At 65.1% G+C, this 17324-nt stretch carries 22 protein-coding genes; 5 read left to right on the top strand and 17 right to left on the bottom strand.

Annotated elements, in window-relative coordinates:
* The first annotated feature begins 8 nt into the window (after positions 1-8).
* The 3 genes from HOP53_RS16035 (at position 9) to HOP53_RS16025 (ending at position 2201) form a co-directional block, all read left to right on the top strand.
* On the top strand, positions 9-1052 hold the full coding sequence (locus tag HOP53_RS16035; RefSeq protein WP_234270953.1) for an aminoglycoside phosphotransferase family protein: 1044 nt from the start codon (positions 9-11) through the stop codon (positions 1050-1052).
* Entirely contained in the window at positions 1049-1720 is a 672-nt protein-coding gene (murU, locus tag HOP53_RS16030; RefSeq protein WP_234270952.1) for an N-acetylmuramate alpha-1-phosphate uridylyltransferase MurU, read from the top strand. The genes HOP53_RS16035 and murU overlap by 4 nt, the downstream gene beginning before the upstream one ends.
* 61 nt (positions 1721-1781) lie before the next feature.
* On the top strand, positions 1782-2201 hold the full coding sequence (locus tag HOP53_RS16025) for an OsmC family protein (RefSeq protein ID WP_234270951.1): 420 nt from the start codon (positions 1782-1784) through the stop codon (positions 2199-2201).
* 78 nt (positions 2202-2279) lie between these two features.
* Here the strand turns inward: HOP53_RS16025 and HOP53_RS16020 are convergent, their stop codons facing one another.
* From HOP53_RS16020 to phaR, 7 genes are all read right to left on the bottom strand, one after another.
* On the bottom strand, positions 2280-2885 hold the full coding sequence (locus HOP53_RS16020) for a DNA-3-methyladenine glycosylase family protein (RefSeq protein ID WP_234270950.1): 606 nt from the start codon (positions 2883-2885) through the stop codon (positions 2280-2282).
* A gap of 10 nt (positions 2886-2895) precedes the next feature.
* Entirely contained in the window at positions 2896-3540 is a 645-nt protein-coding gene (coq7, locus tag HOP53_RS16015) for a 2-polyprenyl-3-methyl-6-methoxy-1,4-benzoquinone monooxygenase (RefSeq protein ID WP_234270949.1), read from the bottom strand.
* A gap of 186 nt (positions 3541-3726) precedes the next feature.
* Positions 3727-4071 (bottom strand): histidine triad nucleotide-binding protein, encoded by a 345-nt coding sequence (locus HOP53_RS16010; protein ID WP_234270948.1) that lies wholly within the window; start codon positions 4069-4071, stop codon positions 3727-3729.
* Positions 4072-4091: 20 nt separating this feature from the next.
* On the bottom strand, positions 4092-4964 hold the full coding sequence (locus tag HOP53_RS16005; protein ID WP_234270947.1) for a phosphoribulokinase: 873 nt from the start codon (positions 4962-4964) through the stop codon (positions 4092-4094).
* Positions 4964-5404, bottom strand: a complete 441-nt coding sequence (locus tag HOP53_RS16000) for an acyl-CoA thioesterase (RefSeq protein ID WP_086508505.1) — start codon at positions 5402-5404, stop codon at positions 4964-4966. Before HOP53_RS16000 ends, HOP53_RS16005 begins: the two co-directional genes overlap by 1 nt.
* 44 nt (positions 5405-5448) lie before the next feature.
* The gene (gene purD, locus HOP53_RS15995) at positions 5449-6744 is read right to left on the bottom strand and encodes a phosphoribosylamine--glycine ligase (protein ID WP_234270946.1); all 1296 of its coding nucleotides are present in this window, start codon (positions 6742-6744) and stop codon (positions 5449-5451) included.
* A 122-nt stretch (positions 6745-6866) separates the two neighbouring features.
* The gene (gene phaR, locus HOP53_RS15990) at positions 6867-7343 is read right to left on the bottom strand and encodes a polyhydroxyalkanoate synthesis repressor PhaR (protein WP_234270945.1); all 477 of its coding nucleotides are present in this window, start codon (positions 7341-7343) and stop codon (positions 6867-6869) included.
* A gap of 93 nt (positions 7344-7436) precedes the next feature.
* Here phaR and HOP53_RS15985 point away from each other — a divergent pair, with 93 nt between their 5' ends.
* Entirely contained in the window at positions 7437-8150 is a 714-nt protein-coding gene (locus tag HOP53_RS15985; protein ID WP_234270944.1) for a 16S rRNA (uracil(1498)-N(3))-methyltransferase, read from the top strand.
* Between the two features lie 16 nt (positions 8151-8166).
* Here the strand turns inward: HOP53_RS15985 and rloA3 are convergent, their stop codons facing one another.
* Positions 8167-8805, bottom strand: a complete 639-nt coding sequence (gene rloA3 / locus HOP53_RS15980) for a retropepsin-like aspartic peptidase RloA3 (protein WP_234270943.1) — start codon at positions 8803-8805, stop codon at positions 8167-8169.
* Between the two features lie 128 nt (positions 8806-8933).
* On the opposite strand from rloA3, the gene HOP53_RS15975 reads away from it, so the two are divergent.
* Positions 8934-9503: a hypothetical protein gene (locus HOP53_RS15975; protein WP_234270942.1), complete on the top strand. Its 570-nt coding sequence runs from the start codon at positions 8934-8936 to the stop codon at positions 9501-9503.
* A gap of 77 nt (positions 9504-9580) precedes the next feature.
* Here the strand turns inward: HOP53_RS15975 and HOP53_RS15970 are convergent, their stop codons facing one another.
* From HOP53_RS15970 to HOP53_RS15930, 9 genes are all read right to left on the bottom strand, one after another.
* On the bottom strand, positions 9581-10885 hold the full coding sequence (locus HOP53_RS15970) for a lytic murein transglycosylase (RefSeq protein WP_234270941.1): 1305 nt from the start codon (positions 10883-10885) through the stop codon (positions 9581-9583).
* 110 nt (positions 10886-10995) lie between these two features.
* A complete protein-coding gene (mnhG, locus tag HOP53_RS15965) occupies positions 10996-11400 on the bottom strand; it encodes a monovalent cation/H(+) antiporter subunit G (protein ID WP_234270940.1) in 405 nt (134 codons plus the stop codon).
* Positions 11393-11662, bottom strand: a complete 270-nt coding sequence (locus HOP53_RS15960; RefSeq protein WP_010629639.1) for an MrpF/PhaF family protein — start codon at positions 11660-11662, stop codon at positions 11393-11395. The genes mnhG and HOP53_RS15960 overlap by 8 nt, the downstream gene beginning before the upstream one ends.
* A 27-nt stretch (positions 11663-11689) precedes the next feature.
* Positions 11690-12163 (bottom strand): Na+/H+ antiporter subunit E, encoded by a 474-nt coding sequence (locus HOP53_RS15955; RefSeq protein ID WP_234270939.1) that lies wholly within the window; start codon positions 12161-12163, stop codon positions 11690-11692.
* On the bottom strand, positions 12160-13734 hold the full coding sequence (locus HOP53_RS15950; protein WP_234270938.1) for a Na+/H+ antiporter subunit D: 1575 nt from the start codon (positions 13732-13734) through the stop codon (positions 12160-12162). Before HOP53_RS15950 ends, HOP53_RS15955 begins: the two co-directional genes overlap by 4 nt.
* Positions 13731-14078: a Na+/H+ antiporter subunit C gene (locus tag HOP53_RS15945; protein ID WP_234270937.1), complete on the bottom strand. Its 348-nt coding sequence runs from the start codon at positions 14076-14078 to the stop codon at positions 13731-13733. The genes HOP53_RS15950 and HOP53_RS15945 overlap by 4 nt, the downstream gene beginning before the upstream one ends.
* 51 nt (positions 14079-14129) lie before the next feature.
* Entirely contained in the window at positions 14130-14561 is a 432-nt protein-coding gene (locus HOP53_RS15940; RefSeq protein WP_234270936.1) for a Na+/H+ antiporter subunit B, read from the bottom strand.
* Complete coding sequence (locus HOP53_RS15935; RefSeq protein WP_234271064.1) at positions 14554-16887, bottom strand: putative monovalent cation/H+ antiporter subunit A; 2334 nt, start codon at positions 16885-16887, stop codon at positions 14554-14556. Before HOP53_RS15935 ends, HOP53_RS15940 begins: the two co-directional genes overlap by 8 nt.
* Before the next feature lie 22 nt (positions 16888-16909).
* Positions 16910-17188 (bottom strand): hypothetical protein, encoded by a 279-nt coding sequence (locus tag HOP53_RS15930; RefSeq protein ID WP_234238528.1) that lies wholly within the window; start codon positions 17186-17188, stop codon positions 16910-16912.
* Positions 17189-17324 lie beyond the last annotated feature (136 nt).

The raw sequence follows: 17324 nt of genomic DNA, 5'->3' as shown, positions 1-17324 counted from the left end.
GAGCCAGCATGACCCAGGCCGACACCACGACGCGATTCGAGGCCCTGCGCCAATGGGCCGCGGCGCAGCATGAGCTTTCCCCGGCAGCCCTCGACCTGTGTCTGGCCGCAGGAGACGCCAGCTTTCGCCGCTACTTCCGCCTGCTGCTGCCCGATGGCAGCACGCGCATGCTGATGGACGCCCCCCCGGCCCAGGAGGACAGTCGTCCATTCGTCGATATCGCCCGTCGTTGGCGAGCCGGCGGCCTGCCGGTACCGGCCCTGCACGCGGTGGATCTCGACGCCGGCTTCCTCGAGCTCGACGATCTGGGCGACACGCCGCTGCAACTGCGCTTTGCCGGCGACGAGCATACTGACACCCTGGCCTGGCACGAACGCGCCCTGGCTCTGATCCATGAGCTGCAGAATCGCGCCGGCCCCGACATGCTGCCGGCCTACGATGAGGCGCTTCTGGGCCGCGAGCTGGACCTCTTCCCCGAGTGGTGCCTGGGGCGATGGCTGGGCGATAGCGCCCTGCCGCCCGGCTGGACCGAGCTGCGCGAGGCACTGATCGACTCCGCTCTGGCGCAGCCGGTGGTCACGGTGCACCGCGACTTCGATGCCATGAACCTGATGGTGTGCGACGAGAGGCTCTACCTGATCGATTTTCAGGACGCCGTGGCCGGCCCCATCAGCTACGACCTGATCTCGCTGCTGCGCGGGCGCTACTGCCGCTTCTCCCCTGCGCGCTTCGCGGGTTGGGTCGAGGACTTTCGCCAGCGGGCAGTGCACGACGGCCGCCTGCCCGGCACCACCGACAGCGACTCCTTCCGACGCCAGGCCCAAGCCATGGCCGCCCAGCGCGCGCTCAAGGTGCTCGGTATCTTCTGCCGCCTGACCCTGCGCGATGGCCGTAGCGGCTATCTCGAACGTCTGCCGCACTTCCTCGGCCATCTCGAAGCCAGCATCGTAGACCTGCCCGAGCATGCGGCCTTCCAGCGCTGGCTGGTGGAGCGCTTGCGCCCCACCCTGACCCAGCGGCTGGCCGCCGGCACCGGCCCGGAGGCGACATGAAGGCCATGATCCTGGCCGCCGGGCTCGGCAAACGCATGCGCCCATTGACCGACCATTGCCCCAAGCCGCTGCTGCCGGTGGCCGGCAAGCCGCTGATCGTGCACCACCTGGAGCGACTGGCGGCAGTCGGTATCGACGAGGTGGTGATCAACATCAGCTATCGCGCCGAGCAGATCATCAGCGCCCTGGACGACGGACATCAGTTCGGCGTACGCATCGCCTGGAGTCACGAAACGCAGCCGCTGGAGACCGGCGGCGGCATTCGTCAGGCGCTGCCGCTGCTGGGCGGCGCCCCCTTCCTGCTGGTCAACGGCGACGTCTGGTGCGAATTCGACCCCTTGACGCTGCCCGCCCTGGGGGGCGATCTGGCCCACCTGGTGCTGGTCGACAACCCCACGCACCACCCCGATGGCGACTTTCACCTGGACGCTGCGGGCCGGGTCCATGACGAGGGCGAACCGCGGCTGACCTTCGCCGGGCTCAGCCTGCTCGACCCTGCGCTGGTGGCCGATCAATCACCGGGAGAGTTCCCTCTCGCCCCTCTGCTACGTGCGGCGATGCACGCCGGACGCGTCGGCGGCACCCACCATCGCGGACGCTGGGTCGACGTGGGCACGCCCGAGCGTCTGGCCGAGCTGGAGCGGGAGCTGGTCGGACGGCAGGGCTGAGCCGAGCGCCGCACAGTGATAAGCTCTCCGACATGAACGTATCGACAAGGAAACCTTGCTCATGAAAGCCAGCGTCAAGTGGACCGATGGCCGTCAGTTCGTCGCCGAATCGGGTAGTGGTCACAGCGTGGTGATCGATGGCCCGCCCGACCACGGCGGACGCAATACCGGCCCGCGCCCGATGGAAATGCTGCTGATGGGCATGGGCGCCTGCACCTCCTTCGACGTGCTGGAGATCCTCGAGAAGTCGCGGGCCCCCGTGAGCGACTGCGTGGCGACCATCGAGGCCGAACGCGCCGATGCCGTGCCGGCCGTCTTCACCAAGATCCACATCCACTTCACCGTCAGCGGCCGCAACCTCAAGGAGAGCCAGGTCAAGCGCGCCGTGGAACTCTCGGCCGAGAAGTACTGCAGCGCCTCGATCATGCTGGCCAAGGGTGGAGTAGCCGTTACCCACTCCTACAGCATCATCGACGACTAGCATCATTGATGACTGCCGCCATACAGACAAAGGCCCGCCTGGCGGGCCTTTTCTCTAGTTCGTACGGATAGCCAAGCGCTAGCCAGGCGGCGAGTCGACATGCCGCCACAGGTAAAGGGCAAGGTAGGAACGATGGGGGGCAAAACGCATGGCGGTACGCCGCGTCTTGCGCCGCGGGCTGGTAAGACGCTCGAGGGTCTTGCGTGCCGTCACGTCGCCTTCCGGCCATACGTCAGGCTCGCCGAAGTAGAAGATAGACAGCATGTCGGCGGTCCACTGCCCCACACCCCATAGCGCGGTCAGCCGCCGCGAGCGTTCGACATGGTCCAGGCCCCTGAGCGCCTCGGCCTCTAGCCGACCGGCACGGGCTTCTTCGGCAATCAGACACAGCGCCCTGGCCTTGGCCCCCGATAGGCCACAGCCACGCAGCGTCTCCTGGTTCGGCTCGACGAAGAACTCCATCAGCGGCGTCTCGCCCGCCGCATCGACGACCCGCGCCCAGATCGAGCGCGCCGCCTTTACCGAAAGCTGCTGCCCGGCGATCGAACGGCACAGGCGCTCCGCCAGCGGCTGGCCGTCGTCGGCGCGCAGCGTCAGCGGCCCACCGCGCTCGATGGCCTCGGCGAGCAGTGGACTCAACTGACTGGCGACTTCGATACAGCGCCGATGGATCGCGTCCGACATCGCAACGTGCTCAGATTCGATAGACGCTCTTGGTCATCACCTTCGACATCAACGACATGCCGAACTTGATCGGAGCCGGAAAGCGTGCCCCGCCGGCTTCCAGCGCCAGTTGGGCGTGGTGCGCCTCGTCGATGGCCATCTGGCGCAGCACGGCCCGCGAGCGGTGGTCGCCCGCTGGCAGTTTGACCAGGTGATCCTCCAGATGCTTGCCCACCTGCTCTTCGGTGGCGGCGACGAAGCCCAGGCTGATGCGGTCGCCGATGGCACCCGCCACCGCCCCCAGGCCGAAGGAAGCTGCATAGAACAGCGGATTGAGCACGCTGGGGTGGCTGTCGAGCTCCTGCAGCCGCTCGTCGCACCAGGCCAGGTGGTCAATCTCCTCCTGGGCGGAGTGCTCCATCTGGCTGCGCACCTCCGCCAGCTTGGCGGTACAGCCCTGTCCCTGATAGAGCGCCTGGGCGCATACCTCACCGGTATGGTTGACCCGCATCAGCCCGGCGGCATGGCGCCGCTCCTCGGCGCTCATGTCCTCGTCCCGAATGTCTGCGGTGGCCGGCGAGGGTCGCGAGGCGTGGGCCGCATGGGGGATCAGCGTACGCAGCACGGTATCGAACTGGTGGACCAGGTTGTCAGCCGGAGAGTAATTACGATTCATGTCACTTTTCCCTTAGCGCCTCTCTCCCCACCACACCTTGCTCAACTTGGCCTGGTGCATTGGGCAAAATGGGACTCGGCACCTTTCGGCTATCACGTCGACGCCACCCTTGGGGTGGCGTCATGAATGGGATGCACCTGATGCGTCGCACGCCTCGACGCGCGCGGATGAACCGCAGAGCGCCAGCTAGCCAGCCGGCCAAGTAAAGCGACGACCGCCCATCAGGTGCATATGAATATGATAGACCGTCTGCCCGCCCTGGTCATTGCAGTTCATCACCACCCGGTAGCCCTCATCGGCGAAGCCCCGCTCCCGGGCCAGATGGGCCGCCACGACCGGCAGCCGGCCGACCAGGACCTGGTCGGCCTCCTCGAGATCGTTGAGGGTGGCGATATGGCGCTTGGGAATGATCAGAATGTGAGTCGGCGCCTGGGGGTTGATGTCGTTGAACGCCAGGATCTGATCGTCTTCGAAGACGATCTCGGCCGGAATCTCGCGCTTGACGATCTTGCAGAACAGGCAGTCTTGCATCGGACGTGCTCCCTTGCGTGTTAGCGAAAACGCCGCTGCGCCAGCAGATGGCGCACCAGCGGCGCCAGAATCAGCTCGATGGCCAGCGACATTCTCGCCCCCGGCACCACTAGGGTGTGCGGGCGGCTCATGAACGAGTCCTGGATCATCGCCAGCAGCCAGGGAAAGTCCACCGTCGAGGGGTCACGAAAGCGAATCACCACGAACGATTCGGCGTCGTTGGGGATGTCCTGCACCTCGAAGGGGTTGGAGGTATCCACCGTAGGTACGCGCTGAAAGTTGATGTGGGTGCGCGAGAACTGCGGCTGAATGTAACGCACGTAATCGTTCATGCGCCCCAGAATGGTGTCGATCACCGCCTCCTGAGAGTAGCCGCGCAGCTTGATGTCGCGATCGATCTTCTGAATCCATTCGAGATTCATGGTGGGTGCGACCCCCACCAGCAGATCCACGTGACGGGCGATGTCGTGCTCCGCCGTCACCAGCCCACCGTGCAGCCCCTCGTAGAACAGCAGATCGGTACCACAGGGCAGCGGCTGCCATTCGGTGAAGGTACCGACCTGGTGGCCGGCCTCGATCATCTGCTTGTCTTCGGCATGTATGTAGTGCCGGTAGGTCCCGCTGCCATGCTCGCCGTACTCCAGGAACAGCGCTTCGAGACGGTCGAGCAGATTGGCTTCCACGGCAAAGTGGGAGAGCTGATTCTTGCGCTCGGGCTCCTCGCGGAAGATGCGTGCCAGCTCCTCGCGGGTGTAGCGATGAAAGGCATCACCGTCGACGAAAGCCGCATGCACGTCCTCACGGGCGAACATGCGCTCGAAGGTGCGCTTTACCGTGGTGGTGCCGGCCCCGGAGGAGCCGGTCACGGCGATGATGGGATATTCACGAGACATCAGGCGCTCTCCGCTCCGGCGAAGGCCTGCCGCACGACATCTGGTAGCGCGACGCTGCGCCCCTGGGCCGGGTCCACCAGCACCAGATTCAGGCGCGCGGTGGCCACCGGTCGGCCGCCTTCTGCATGCCGGACCCGATGGTAGACCACGATCGCCTGGCCGGCCGGCTCCGGAATGGCCGTCTCCACCACCAGCGCGTCCGGCCAGCGGGCCTCGGACTGGTACTGCACGGCGAGGTCGACCACCACGCTGGGAAAGCCGCCCATGTCCCATTCGGTGAGACCGAGGGCCCCGAAGGCCTGAATGCGCGCCTCATGCAGCAGCGACACCAGCGTATCGTGCCCCAGGTGCCGGCCGTAGTTCATGTCGGTGACGCGTACCGACAGCGGCTGCCTGTGCACGATGGCGGAATCGGGAAATGCCAGCTTGATGCGCTCCATGCTCACTCCCTGACTGTCGTTGCGGTAGGTACAGGTGGTCACGATCAGCCCGCCTGACGCTCCCGGGCAATGGCACGGTAGGCGATGTCGCGGCGGAACTGGACGCCGTCCCAGCGAATCGCCGCCACGCCTTCGTAGGCCAGATCGCGAGCCTTGGACACGCCCTGCCCCAACGCGGTGACGCACAGCACACGCCCGCCGCTGGTCACGATACGCCCCTGGTCGTCTTCGGCGGTGCCGGCATGGAAGACCTTGCAGCCGGTCGCCTCTGCGGCGGCGAGCCCATCGATGGGATCGCCCTTGCGATAGCTGCCGGGATAGCCGCCGGCGGCCAGCACCACGCCCACCGCAGCATGCGGATCCCACTCGCAGGTATGGCCGGCGAGCTCGCCCCGCGCCCCGGCCAGGCACAGCTCGGCGAGATCGGAACGCAAACGCAGCATGATCGGCTGCGTCTCGGGATCGCCGAAGCGGCAGTTGTACTCGATCACCTTGGGGTTGCCCTCGGCGTCGATCATCAGGCCGGCATAGAGGAAGCCGCTGTAGGGGTGGCCCTCGGCAGCCATGCCGTGCACCGTGGGCATGATGACCTGTTGCATGATGCGTTCGTGCACGCTCTCGGTCACCACCGGCGCCGGCGAATAGGCGCCCATACCGCCGGTATTGGGGCCGGCATCGCCGTCCAGCGCGCGCTTGTGGTCCTGGCTGGTGGCCATGGGCAGCACGGTGGTGCCGTCGACCATGACGATGAAGCTCGCCTCTTCACCTTCGAGGAACTCCTCGATCACCACCCGCGCACCGGCATCGCCGAAGGCATTGGCCTCGAGCATATCGCGTACCGCCGCCTCGGCCTCGGCCAGAGTCATGGCCACGATCACGCCCTTGCCTGCGGCCAGGCCGTCGGCCTTGATCACGATCGGCGCGCCCTGCTCGGCCAGATAGACGAGCGCCGGCTCGACCTCGGTGAAGGTGCGATAGGCCGCGGTGGGAATGGCGTGGCGGGCGAGAAAATCCTTGGTGAAGGACTTCGAGCCCTCCAGTTGGGCAGCCCCCTGGGTCGGCCCGAAGATGCCCAGCCCAGCTTCGCGGAAACGATCCACCACGCCTTCGACCAGCGGCGCCTCGGGACCGACGATGGTCAGCTCCACGCCCTCGTCACGGGCAAAGGCCACCAGGCGCTCCAGCTCGGTCGCCTCGATGGCGACGTTGGTCAGCCCAGGCTCGTGGGCGGTACCGGCATTGCCGGGGGCCACGAATACCCGCTCGACAAGGGGCGACTGGCCGACCTTCCAGGCCAGGGCATGTTCGCGGCCACCGCCGCCGATGATCAAAACCTTCATCCGCTTGCTTTTCCTGTTTCGTACCGATCAGGCCCGGCCGTCCGGCGAACCTGGCTTTCGGCTATAAGACGTCGCGGCATTATGGCAGAAAGCGGTCCCGTACGCCGCCCCGCGCTGCCTGCCTACTTGTCGTCATCCTTATCGGATTTCTCCTTCGGCTCCGGCTTGCCCGGCTGTCCCTGGCCGATCGCCTGCTGCCAGAAGCGCATGTTTTCCTCGGCCATTTCGCGCATCAGCTCCATGGGCGAGTGGCGCATCGCCTGCTGCCACTGATCCTGCATGCGCTTCTGCTGCTCGAGCATCAGCTGAGTGCCCTGCTCCAGATAACGGGCTAGCGGCAGCGGCTGCGCCATGTCATAGACTCGGATGAACTGGGCCAGCAGATCGTTGGAAAAGACCTCGGCCTCTCCGTCGGCCTGCTCCTGCTCGATGATGATAGAAAGCAGGATGGTGCGAGTCAGGTCCTCACCGCTCTTGGCATCCTCGACGCGAAACGGCTCCTCGTCGAGAATCAGGCGCCGCAGATCTTCCAGCGTTACATAGCGGCTCTGTTGGGTATCATAGAGCCTGCGGTTGGCATACTTGCGAATCACGCGCACGACGGCACTCCTTATGGGAAGGCAGGTTTGCCCTTGGCTGCTATTGTGCACCGCGCTAACGCCCTTGCAAATCGAAGCGACCAACGAGACCCGATGAACTTGATACTGCTGGCCCCGGAAGATATCCGGCACGACCGCCTGGCGTGCTTGCGCGACCCGCGCCGCCTGCGTCACCTGAAGGAAGTGCATCGCGCCCGGGTCGGCGACGTCCTGACCCTCGGCGTGCAAGGCGGCGGCATCGGTCGCGGTGAGCTCACGCTGCTCTCCGACGACGAAGCCCACTTCACGCTCGAAGCGCTCGACACGCCACCGCCGCCGGCGCTGCCGGTGCACCTGGTGCTGGCCCTGCCCCGCCCGCGCATGCTGGCCAGAAGCCTCGAGCACGTCACTGCCATGGGGGTGAAACGGATCACCCTGCTGCATACCCGCCGGGTGGAGAAGAGCTACTGGCAGTCGCCGGAGCTCGAGCCGACGAAGATTCACGAGCATCTGGTGCTGGGCCTCGAACAGGCACGGGACACGGTACTGCCCGACGTCAGCGTGGCCAAGGGCTTTCGCCCCTTCGTCGAGGATCAGCTACCGCTGCTGCTCGACGGCCACCGCGGGCTCGTCGCCCACCCCGGCATGCCCAATCCCTGCCCCACCGGCCTGAGCGAGCCCAGCCTGCTGCTCATCGGACCCGAGGGCGGCTTCATCCCTTATGAGGTGGAACGGCTGCTCGAGGCGGGCTGCGAGGGCATCCATCTAGGCCCCCGCATCCTGCGGGTGGAGACCGCGGTAGTCGCTTTGCTCGCCCGGCTGTTCTGATGCCGGGCAGGCAGCATCAGGCCTCGTCGTCCTCTACGTCATCGTCCTCTACGTCGTCGTCCTCTACGTCGTCGTCCTCGATGTCGCCCTCATCCTCGCTCTCGTAGCGCATCACCTCGGCATCGTCACCGCAGTCGGGCGAATTGAGAAAGGTGCGAGTGACGTCGAGCAGGCCCAGATGGCCGATGGTGCGCCTACCCAGCAGCAGCGGATAGTGCATCTCCTCCCGGTCACGCAGGCTGAACTGCTCCTCGTGGATGGTGTCGCCCATGCAGATCTTCATCAGCACCACCGGGCGCTCGTCGCGACCGCCGGCTCCGCGCACGCGAATGTCGCGGTAGAGTGGCAGCTCCAGGCTCTCCTCGAACGGCTCGCCGCTGGCCTCATCGGTCAACTCCAGGCGAAAGCGCACCCACTCCTCGCCGTTCTTGTCGAAGGTCTCGATATCGCGGGCATCCAGAGAGGAGGTCAAGGCGCCGCTGTCCAACTTGGCCTTCACTTCGACTCCCCAGGGTTCGAGCGTACTCTTCTCGACCCAGCCGAACACGACCGGCTCCTCAGCCATGGCCGGCGCCGCCAGCAACAGCGCGCCCACCGTTGCCAACAGCCGGTTACGCAACTTTCGAGCCGGATCTTTCCGGTACACACTCTTCATGACGATAGCTCCATTGTCGTCGATGCTCACTCTACCGCGGCATGTCGCAGCCGCCCGAACATTGTTACATTTACTATACTGTTGATGTCACCATGGAAGAGGATGGCGAAACGATGATACACCCACGCATGAAAAGGACGCTCATTTCCGCCTCGGCCGGACTGCTGCTCACCGGCCTTGCCACTGCCGTACAGGCACAGTTCGAGCCTCAGGGGCTCTACTCCTCCCGGGCGCTCTTCGATGCCGAGGTGCATTTCGAGGCGGCACCGGACAGCCAGCCGGGCGAGGTGGTAGATATTCTGCTCGGCGATGATCGGCAGGTACATGCCATCGTCGTTCGCCCTGACGCCAACCTGGTAGAGAACGGCGACTACCTGGTGATCACCAACGCCCACTATCGGCTGATCAACTACGAAGATGATGGCGAAACGGTCCATGACATCATCGTCGACGCCGACCCGGAGTCGCTGGAGGCCATGCCGCGCTACGACCAGGAGTGGTGGGACATGGCGCGCGAGCGCACCCGCGAGGCGTGGCATAGCGCCGGAGAAGGCGCCGACAGCGCCTGGCAGCAGACTCGCCGCGGTGCCGATCGCGTCGGCGAAGGGGCCGAACAGGCCTGGGAGCGCACCCAGGAGGGCGCCGAACGGGCCGGACGTACCATCAGTGAAACCCTGGATCGCTGGACCAACAACTAGGCTGTCGGGCTCTTGCCCAACATCCTGCCTTACCTGGTGCCCCGCTCTGGCTCACCGGTCAAAGCGGGGTCACCGGTTCAACGCTGCAGCCGCTGCAGCAGGCTCAGAGTCGCAAACCCATCCGGCGTGACGCCGATGCTGCGCTGGTAATCGCGCAGGCCGCGCCGGGTATTCGGGCCCATCACACCATCCGGCGCACCGACATCGAAGCCACGGGCATTGAGCGCCTGCTGCATCTCACGCACCTGACCTCGCGAGAGCGGCTGCTCGTCGCGCGGCCAGTCACTGCGGATGCCGTCCCGCTCTGCGATCCTGTCGGCCAGGGTGCCCACCGCCAGCGCATAGCTGGTGGCGTTGTTGTAGCGCAGGATGGCACGGTAGTTGGGTCCTACCAGGAAGGCCGGCCCCTGGGCGCCCGCCGGGGCCAGCACCGAGGCCTGGTCGAAGGCCGGCAGGCTGCCGCCGCTGAGACGGCTCACCCCCTGTGCTGCCCACTCCTGGCTCGAACGCCGCGTGGTCAGCTCGGTCTGGGCATAGTCGAAATCGTTCGGTAGCCGCACCTCGACGAACCACGGCTGCCCGGGCTGCCAACCTGCCCGCGCCAGGTAGTTCGCGGTGGAAGCCATCACGTCCGGGATACTGCCCCAGATATCGCGGCGACCGTCGCCGTCGCCATCCACCGCGTAAGCCTCGAAGCTGGAAGGAATGAACTGGGTGTGGCCCATGGCGCCGGCCCAGGAGCCGACCATGCGCTCCGGTGCGATGTCGCCAGCCTCGATGATGCGCAGCGCGGCCAGCAATTCTCCACGAGCGAAATCGCTGCGTCGGCCGTCGAAGGCCAGGGTCGCCAGCGCTTCGAGAGTGGAGAAATCGCCAAAATTACCGCCGTAGTTGCTCTCGATGCCCCAGATCGCCACGATGATCTCGGCCGGCACGCCGTATCGCTGCTCCATGCGCCGGGCCGTGTCGCGATGCTCGGCAAGCTTGGCCCGCCCCTGGCTCACACGCGCCTGGGAAACCGCGGTATCGAGATACTGCCAGATGGGACGCACGAATTCTGGCTGGGAGCGGTCCAGTTCGATGACACGCGGACGGTAGCGCACACCATCCAGCGCCCGCGACAGGGTCGCCTCGCTGATGCCCTCGCCTCGGGCCTGACGACGGAAGTCGCGCAGCCAGGCCTGGAAGTCGGCCGGCGCGGCGGGCTCCGCCTCGCTGCTGGCAGACGTGGCGGCATTGCTGGATGCCGGAGCGGCACTCGAGTCGGCAGCGCTCGGCGGGCGCTCATCGGCCGCCGCCTCCTGCACAGGCGTGATGGAGCCGGATTGACACCCGGCAAGGGCCAGGGTGAGCAGAGCGACAGGGAACAGAGGACGAATCATGGCGCGGTATTCCTTTACGTCGAAGGCCACCGATAATGGCGCAGAAGCGGCCCTCAGACCAGCCCTGCCGCACGCGGAAAACGTCGCTTTGTGTAACCGCGTGGCCAGCCTCACTTGGGATCGTTCTCGCGCGGCTGATGCACCGCGTTGCTATCCGTTTCCAGACCGCTCTTGAGTTCGTGAGTGAGCGGGTCGTAATTGGGCCTAAGCTCGTCCTTCACCGTACCGCTCCACAGCTTGGAGCCGACGAAGTAGCCCGCCCGGCCGATCACATGAGCCGCCACCGGAGCGGTCATCAACACGAAGACGATGATGGCGAAGGCCCGCGCCACCACCGCCACCTCGCCGAAATGCACGGCCACTGCCAGCATGATCAGGATCACCCCCAGCGCCGCCGCCTTGGTGGTGGCATGCATGCGGGTGAGCAGATCGGGCAGACGCAGAATGCCCAGCGCCGCCAGCAGCATGAAGAGGGCACCGGTGAGGATCAGAAAGCCCTTGATGGTCTCAATCATCTCGCGGCCCTCCACGCTCCAGGAATCGGGCAAAACCGATGGCGGCCAGGAAGCCCATCAGCGCGATAACGATGGCGGCATCCAGAAAGCTGGAGACATCGGTGCGAATGGCATAGACGCCCACCAGCCCCACCACGATGCTGGCGAACAGCTCCAGCGCCACCACTCGGTCGGGCAGGCTGGGACCTCTGACGACACGCACGAAGGCCAGGATCAGAGCGATGCCCATCAACACCTGGCTTATCAGAATCACTGTGGCCATATCACTCCCCACTCGGCCTTGGCGTACTCAACGGAACAGCTCCAGTGCACGGTATTCCATTTCCTTGAGGTTGCGGCGCAGCTCCTCTTCGTCGTCGAGGAACATGGCGTGGATGTAGAGCACCTTGCGGTCGTCGGAAACGTCCAGGCTCAGGGTGCCAGGTGTCAGCGAGATCAGGTTGGCGACCATGGTGATCTCGAGCTCCGTGCGCGCCTCGAGAGGCATGGCGATCACCCCCGGCTTCATGTGCCAGGGCGGGGTCAGGATATCGAATCCGACCCGCAGATTGGCCTGCACCAGCTCCTTGATGAAGAAGCCGAGGAATTTGAGGATCCGCGGCACCCGTGCCGGGTAGCCGGCCAGGGCGTCGACCTGCGGCTCGATCAGCACCAGAGTGATGTAGCCGAAGACCAGCCCGACCACCAGGTTGAGCCCCGAGAAGTCGCCGGAAAGGATGACCCAGGCCAGCGCCAGCAGCAGGTTCCAGATAGCTCCCGTCATGGCGACACCTCCTCATCCGGTGCTTCGATCAGGGCATCCTCGATCCCGACATCGGCACCCAGCACCGCTTCTATATACCCCTGCGGGTTCATCAGCTGCTCGCCAATCTGGTTCATCATCGCCATCAGCGGCTCGGCGAGCACGCCGATCAGCAGTGCAAACAGGGCCAGCACCGCCACCGGCAGATACATCAGCCACAGGCTCGGCGGCACCATGCGGCTGTCGTCGCCCACCACCACCTCTTCGGTGGGCACCAGGTTGTCTTCCGGCAGCGACTTCCAGAATACCTCGTTCCAGATCTTGACCATGGAATAGAGGGTCATCAGCCCCACCAACAGCGCGACTGCCGTCACCACATAGGCTTCCGCCTCGATGCCCGCGCGCACGATGACAAACTTGGCGAAGAAGCCCGACAGCGGCGGCACCCCGGCCAGCGAGAAGGCGGAGAGGAAGAAGGCCACCGCCAGCCAGGGGCGCTCGCGATAGAGTCCGCCCATCTTCTTCAGCTCGTAGGTGCCCTGCAGTCGCCGGGTAATGCCGCTGATGAGGAACAGGTTGGTCTTGACCACCATGTTGTGCATCACGGCGAAGATGCCCCCGGCGATGGCCAGCGGGGTATACAGCGCCAGGCCGAGAATCATGTAGCCGATCTGGCTGACGATGTGGAACGATAGAATGCGGCGGAATTCGAACTGCGCCGCGGCCCCCAGCACACCGGTGACCATGGTCAGGGCGGCGCCCCAGATCAGCAGCTCCTGGGTGTAACCCAGGGTCTGGTCGAACAGCAGGGTGAAGAAGCGGAACAGGGCGTAGACGCCGACCTTGGTCAGTAGCCCGGCGAACAGCGCCGACACCGCCACAGGCGGCGTGTGGTAGGAGGCCGGCAGCCAGAAGAACAGCGGGAACGCCGCCGCCTTGATGCCGAAGGCGACCATGAACATCACCGCCAGCACCTCGACCATGCCCTGGTGTTCGGCCACGGCCAGGCGCTGGGCGGCATCGGCCATGTTGAGCGTGCCGACCATGCCGTAGAGTAGCCCCACCGCGGAGAGGAAGATCACCGAGGCCAGCAGATTGAGGGTGACGTACTTGATCGCCCCCTCCATCTGCGCCTTCTCGCCGCCGAGAATCAGCAGCGCAAAGGAGGCCACCAGCATCACCTCGAACCAGACATAGAGGTTGAACACGTCGCCGGTGAGAAAGGCGCCAGCGACGCCGGCCAGCAGCAGGTGCATCAGCGGGTAGTAGCCGAAGCGCTCGTGACCGTCACCGGTCGAGGCCAGCGAATAGATCGACAGTACCAGTCCCATGAGGCCGGTGAGCACGATCATCACCGCGCTGAGCATGTCCGCCACCAGGGTGATGCCGAAGGGGGCTTGCCAGCCACCCATCTGGATCACCACGTAATCCTCCTGGATCACGGACACCAGCAGCCACAGTGACACGCCGAGCAGTGCGAGGTTGCCGGCCACGGCAGTGAAACGCTGCATGGGACGAGAGCGCCAGAACAGCAGCGAAATGGCCCCAGACAGCAGCGGCAGAAGAACGGGAAGGGCGACTTCGGGCCTCACGTATCGGTTTCCTTCATCTTGTCCAGGTCATCGGCCTTGACGATTTCGTAGGCCCGGCGAATCAGCACCACGGCAAATGCCAGCACGCCAAAGGCGATCACGATGGCGGTCAATACCACGGCCTGGGGCAAGGGGTCGGCCACCGGGCCCAACGGCGCTGAGAGCCCCTCGGGGATTAGCGGCGGCGCCCCGCGGGTCATGCCGGCGGTGGTGAAGATCAGCAGATTGGCGGCGTTGGAAAGCAAAATCAGTCCGATCACCAGCTTGACGATGGAGCGCCGCAACATGAGGAAGATAGCGGCCGCATAGAGCAGGCCCACGGCCACGGCCATTACCGGTTCCATAGCGTTCCTCCCTTCGAAGTCGGGGATAAGGCGCCCGCAGCGCCTACGTGTTTACGGCTCATCCTTGTCCACCTCCATCAGCGTCATGACCATGGCCAGCACCGAGCCCAGCACGGCGAGATACACTCCGATGTCGAAGATCAGCGGGGTCGAGGCGTAGAAGTCGATGCCCGGGATCGTCCACCACTGAGCGGTGAGGAAGGGCTGATCCACGAACCAGGCGGGGAACACCGAGGCCATGCCGAACAACAGCCCCATGCCGATCAGGTCGCGGGGATCCACCATGCGCAGCACCTCGCGTGTGGCGCTGACGCCGAAGGCGAACAGGTAAAGGGTAAAGGCCCCCGCCGCCACCAGCCCGGCGATGAAACCGCCGCCGGGCTCGTCATGGCCGCGCAGCAGCAGGAACACGGAGAACAACAGCTGCAGTGGCATCAGGATGCGTGCCGCCGTGTGCAGTATCAGCGTACCCGACTTAACCATGGCTCGACTCCTTCTCCTGTGCCGCCGGTTTGGCGGGCTTTACCGGCGCCCTCAGCTTGAGCATGGCGATGACCCCGATGGCGGCCAGGGCCAGTACGAAGATCTCGCCCAGGGTGTCCAGCGAGCGGTAATCGACCAGGATCACGTTGACGATGTTGCGCCCGTGGGCCAGCGGTACGCTGTTCTCGATCATGTACTCGGAGATCGGCACGAACTGGTCGATGCCCCAGGCGGTGAGGATCAGCAGCGTGATCAGCACGCCCACGCTGCCCGCCACCAGCACGTCACGCACCCGCTCCAGCGGCGTCGACAGGCTGGCGAAGCGCGGCAGGCGGAACAGCACCAGCACCAGCAGGATTACCGTCAGGGTCTCCACCAGCAGCTGTGTGATGCCAAGATCCGGGGCGCTGAACAGGATGAAGGTGAGCGCGATGGAGAAGCCCATGATGCCCACCGATACCACGGCACTGAGCCGCGAGCGGGCAATCGCGGCGAACAGCGCGCCGAGCACCATCATGGCGACCACCACCACTTCATGGAAGCGCACATCGAGTTCGAAGGCGATCTCGAGTGGATGCCTGAGCAGCAGCGAGTTGCCCAGCAGGGCGATCAGCACCAGCACCATCACCAGAATGTAATTGCGCATGTAGCCGTTCTGCAGGATGCGCGTCTGCCACTCGGAGACCACCGTGACCCAGTGCATGAACGCCTCGTAGCCCGCTTCCGGCCCGCGCGCCATGACCGGATCGAGCCGTGCGAGGTGGGCACGCACGCGGTCCCAGCGTTTGAACAGCAGGTAGCCCAGTGCCAGGGTCACGATCGACATGACCAGCGGCAGATTGATGCCATGCCACAAGGACAGATAGACGGACACTGGCTCGCCCATTACCGCCGAAGCCGCCGCCGTGAGCACTCCCATGCCGGCGAGGACCGGCAGCACGCCGAGCAACAGCGACAGTGCCGCCAGACAGGCCGGGCCGAGCAGCATCGACAACGGCGCCTCGTGCGCCACTCTCGGAGTCGTGCGACGCTCGCCGAAGAACGGCCGCAGCGCAATGATCGCGGCGACGGCGATGGTCAGGAACGCCGAGACGAAGGCCAGCAGCAGCACCAGCCAGCCGAAGACCTCCGCCTCGAGGGCCGCCTCGAACATCATCTCCTTGGCGATGAAGCCGAACAGCGGCGGTGCCCCGGCCAGCGATAGCGCAGCGATGATGGCGACCACCGCCGTCACCGGCATCAGCGGCCGCAAACCGCCCATGGCGGTAATGTCCTTGGTGCCGGTTTCGTGATCGAGAATACCGGCCACCATGAACAGCGCGCCCTTGTAGAGCGAGTGGGCGAGCAGGAAAGTAACGAAGGTGATCAGCGCGCCCTCGGTACCGATGCCCAACAGCATCGTCAGGGTGCCGAGCGCCATCACCGTGGAGTAGGCCAGCATCTTCTTGATATTGGTGTGACGAACGGCCAGGAAGGCTCCGGTGAACATCGTGACGGCGCCGACCACCGACAGGATGCCGACCCAGGCCTCGGTGCCGCCCAGGCTCGGCTGCAGACGTGCCAGCAGGTAGATACCCGCCTTGACCATGGTGGCCGAATGCAGATAGGCCGACACCGGCGTGGGTGCAGCCATGGCATTGGGCAGCCAGAAGTGGAACGGGAACTGGGCTGACTTGGTGAAGGCCGCCAACAGCAGACACAGCAGCATGGGCAAGTAGAGATCGTGCTCGCGCAGGTCGATACCGCCGGCGTTGATCTCGGCCAGCGACCAGCTGCCGCCAGCGTTGCCCAGCAGCACCAGGCCCGCCATCAGTGCCAGCCCCCCGGCGAAGGTAACGAACAGACCCTGGCGCGCCGACTTGCGCGCTTCGATGTCGGCATGGCTGAAGCCAATCAGCAGGTAGGAGGTGATGCTGGTCAGCTCCCAGAACACGAATAGAGTCAGCAGCCCGTCGGCCAGCACCAGCCCGAGCATCGACACCATGAAGGCCAGGATGACGATGTGGAAGCGCACCAGATCACGGTGACCCTTGAGGTAACCGCCTGCGTAGATCAGCACGAAGGTACCGATCACGGTAATCAGCAGCGCGAACAGCAGCGCCAGACCGTCGATGACGAAGCTCAGACTCATGCCCAGCGACGGTACCCAGTCGAGCTCGAGAAAGAGTACCTCGCCGCGCATCACCGCCGGCATCTGGCCCAGGAACCAGAGCGCCAGCGCAGCCGGAAACGCAGCCAGCACGAAGCTGACGCGCTCACCGAACCAGCGGTGAAACAACGGCGCAAAGGCGGCCAGCACGAACCCCGATAGCACGGCAAATTGCATCATGCAGTTCCCTTCTGTCAGTTCATCGTCCGGACATGGCGCCCCGCCACCTCGCAGCGCCGACATCGACGGCAGAGCCTGCCGTGACGTCCGGGTATCCCCCGCACAGCGTGACGTCGCGATTAAAGAAATCCGTGCAGCGGCCGAAAAAATACGCCCAAAGGATGAGCGTCGGCAGCCGGGCCAAACCTGTATATTGCAGCGCAAAAGGATTAGACTTTGCGCCGCGGCTGGCTACGGTGAGCGTTGATTTCACGACGAAACGGCTTGCTAGTATAGCGATTTTAAAACGTTTCTTCATGCACCGCTCCCAACGACCCGGCCCATCGACCCTCGTTCGATACCATTAGCCTGTGTGTGTGGTGCTCGGGCAGATACGCCACGACGGATCTCTCTGTGCAGTGGTGCGATGCATCGACCGCCGCCAGAATGGATGA

The organism is Billgrantia ethanolica (assembly GCF_021404305.1).
Taxonomy (GTDB): domain Bacteria; phylum Pseudomonadota; class Gammaproteobacteria; order Pseudomonadales; family Halomonadaceae; genus Halomonas; species Halomonas ethanolica.
The sequence above is the reverse complement of the archived record's forward strand: the minus strand, read 5'-3'. Positions and strand labels throughout refer to the sequence as shown.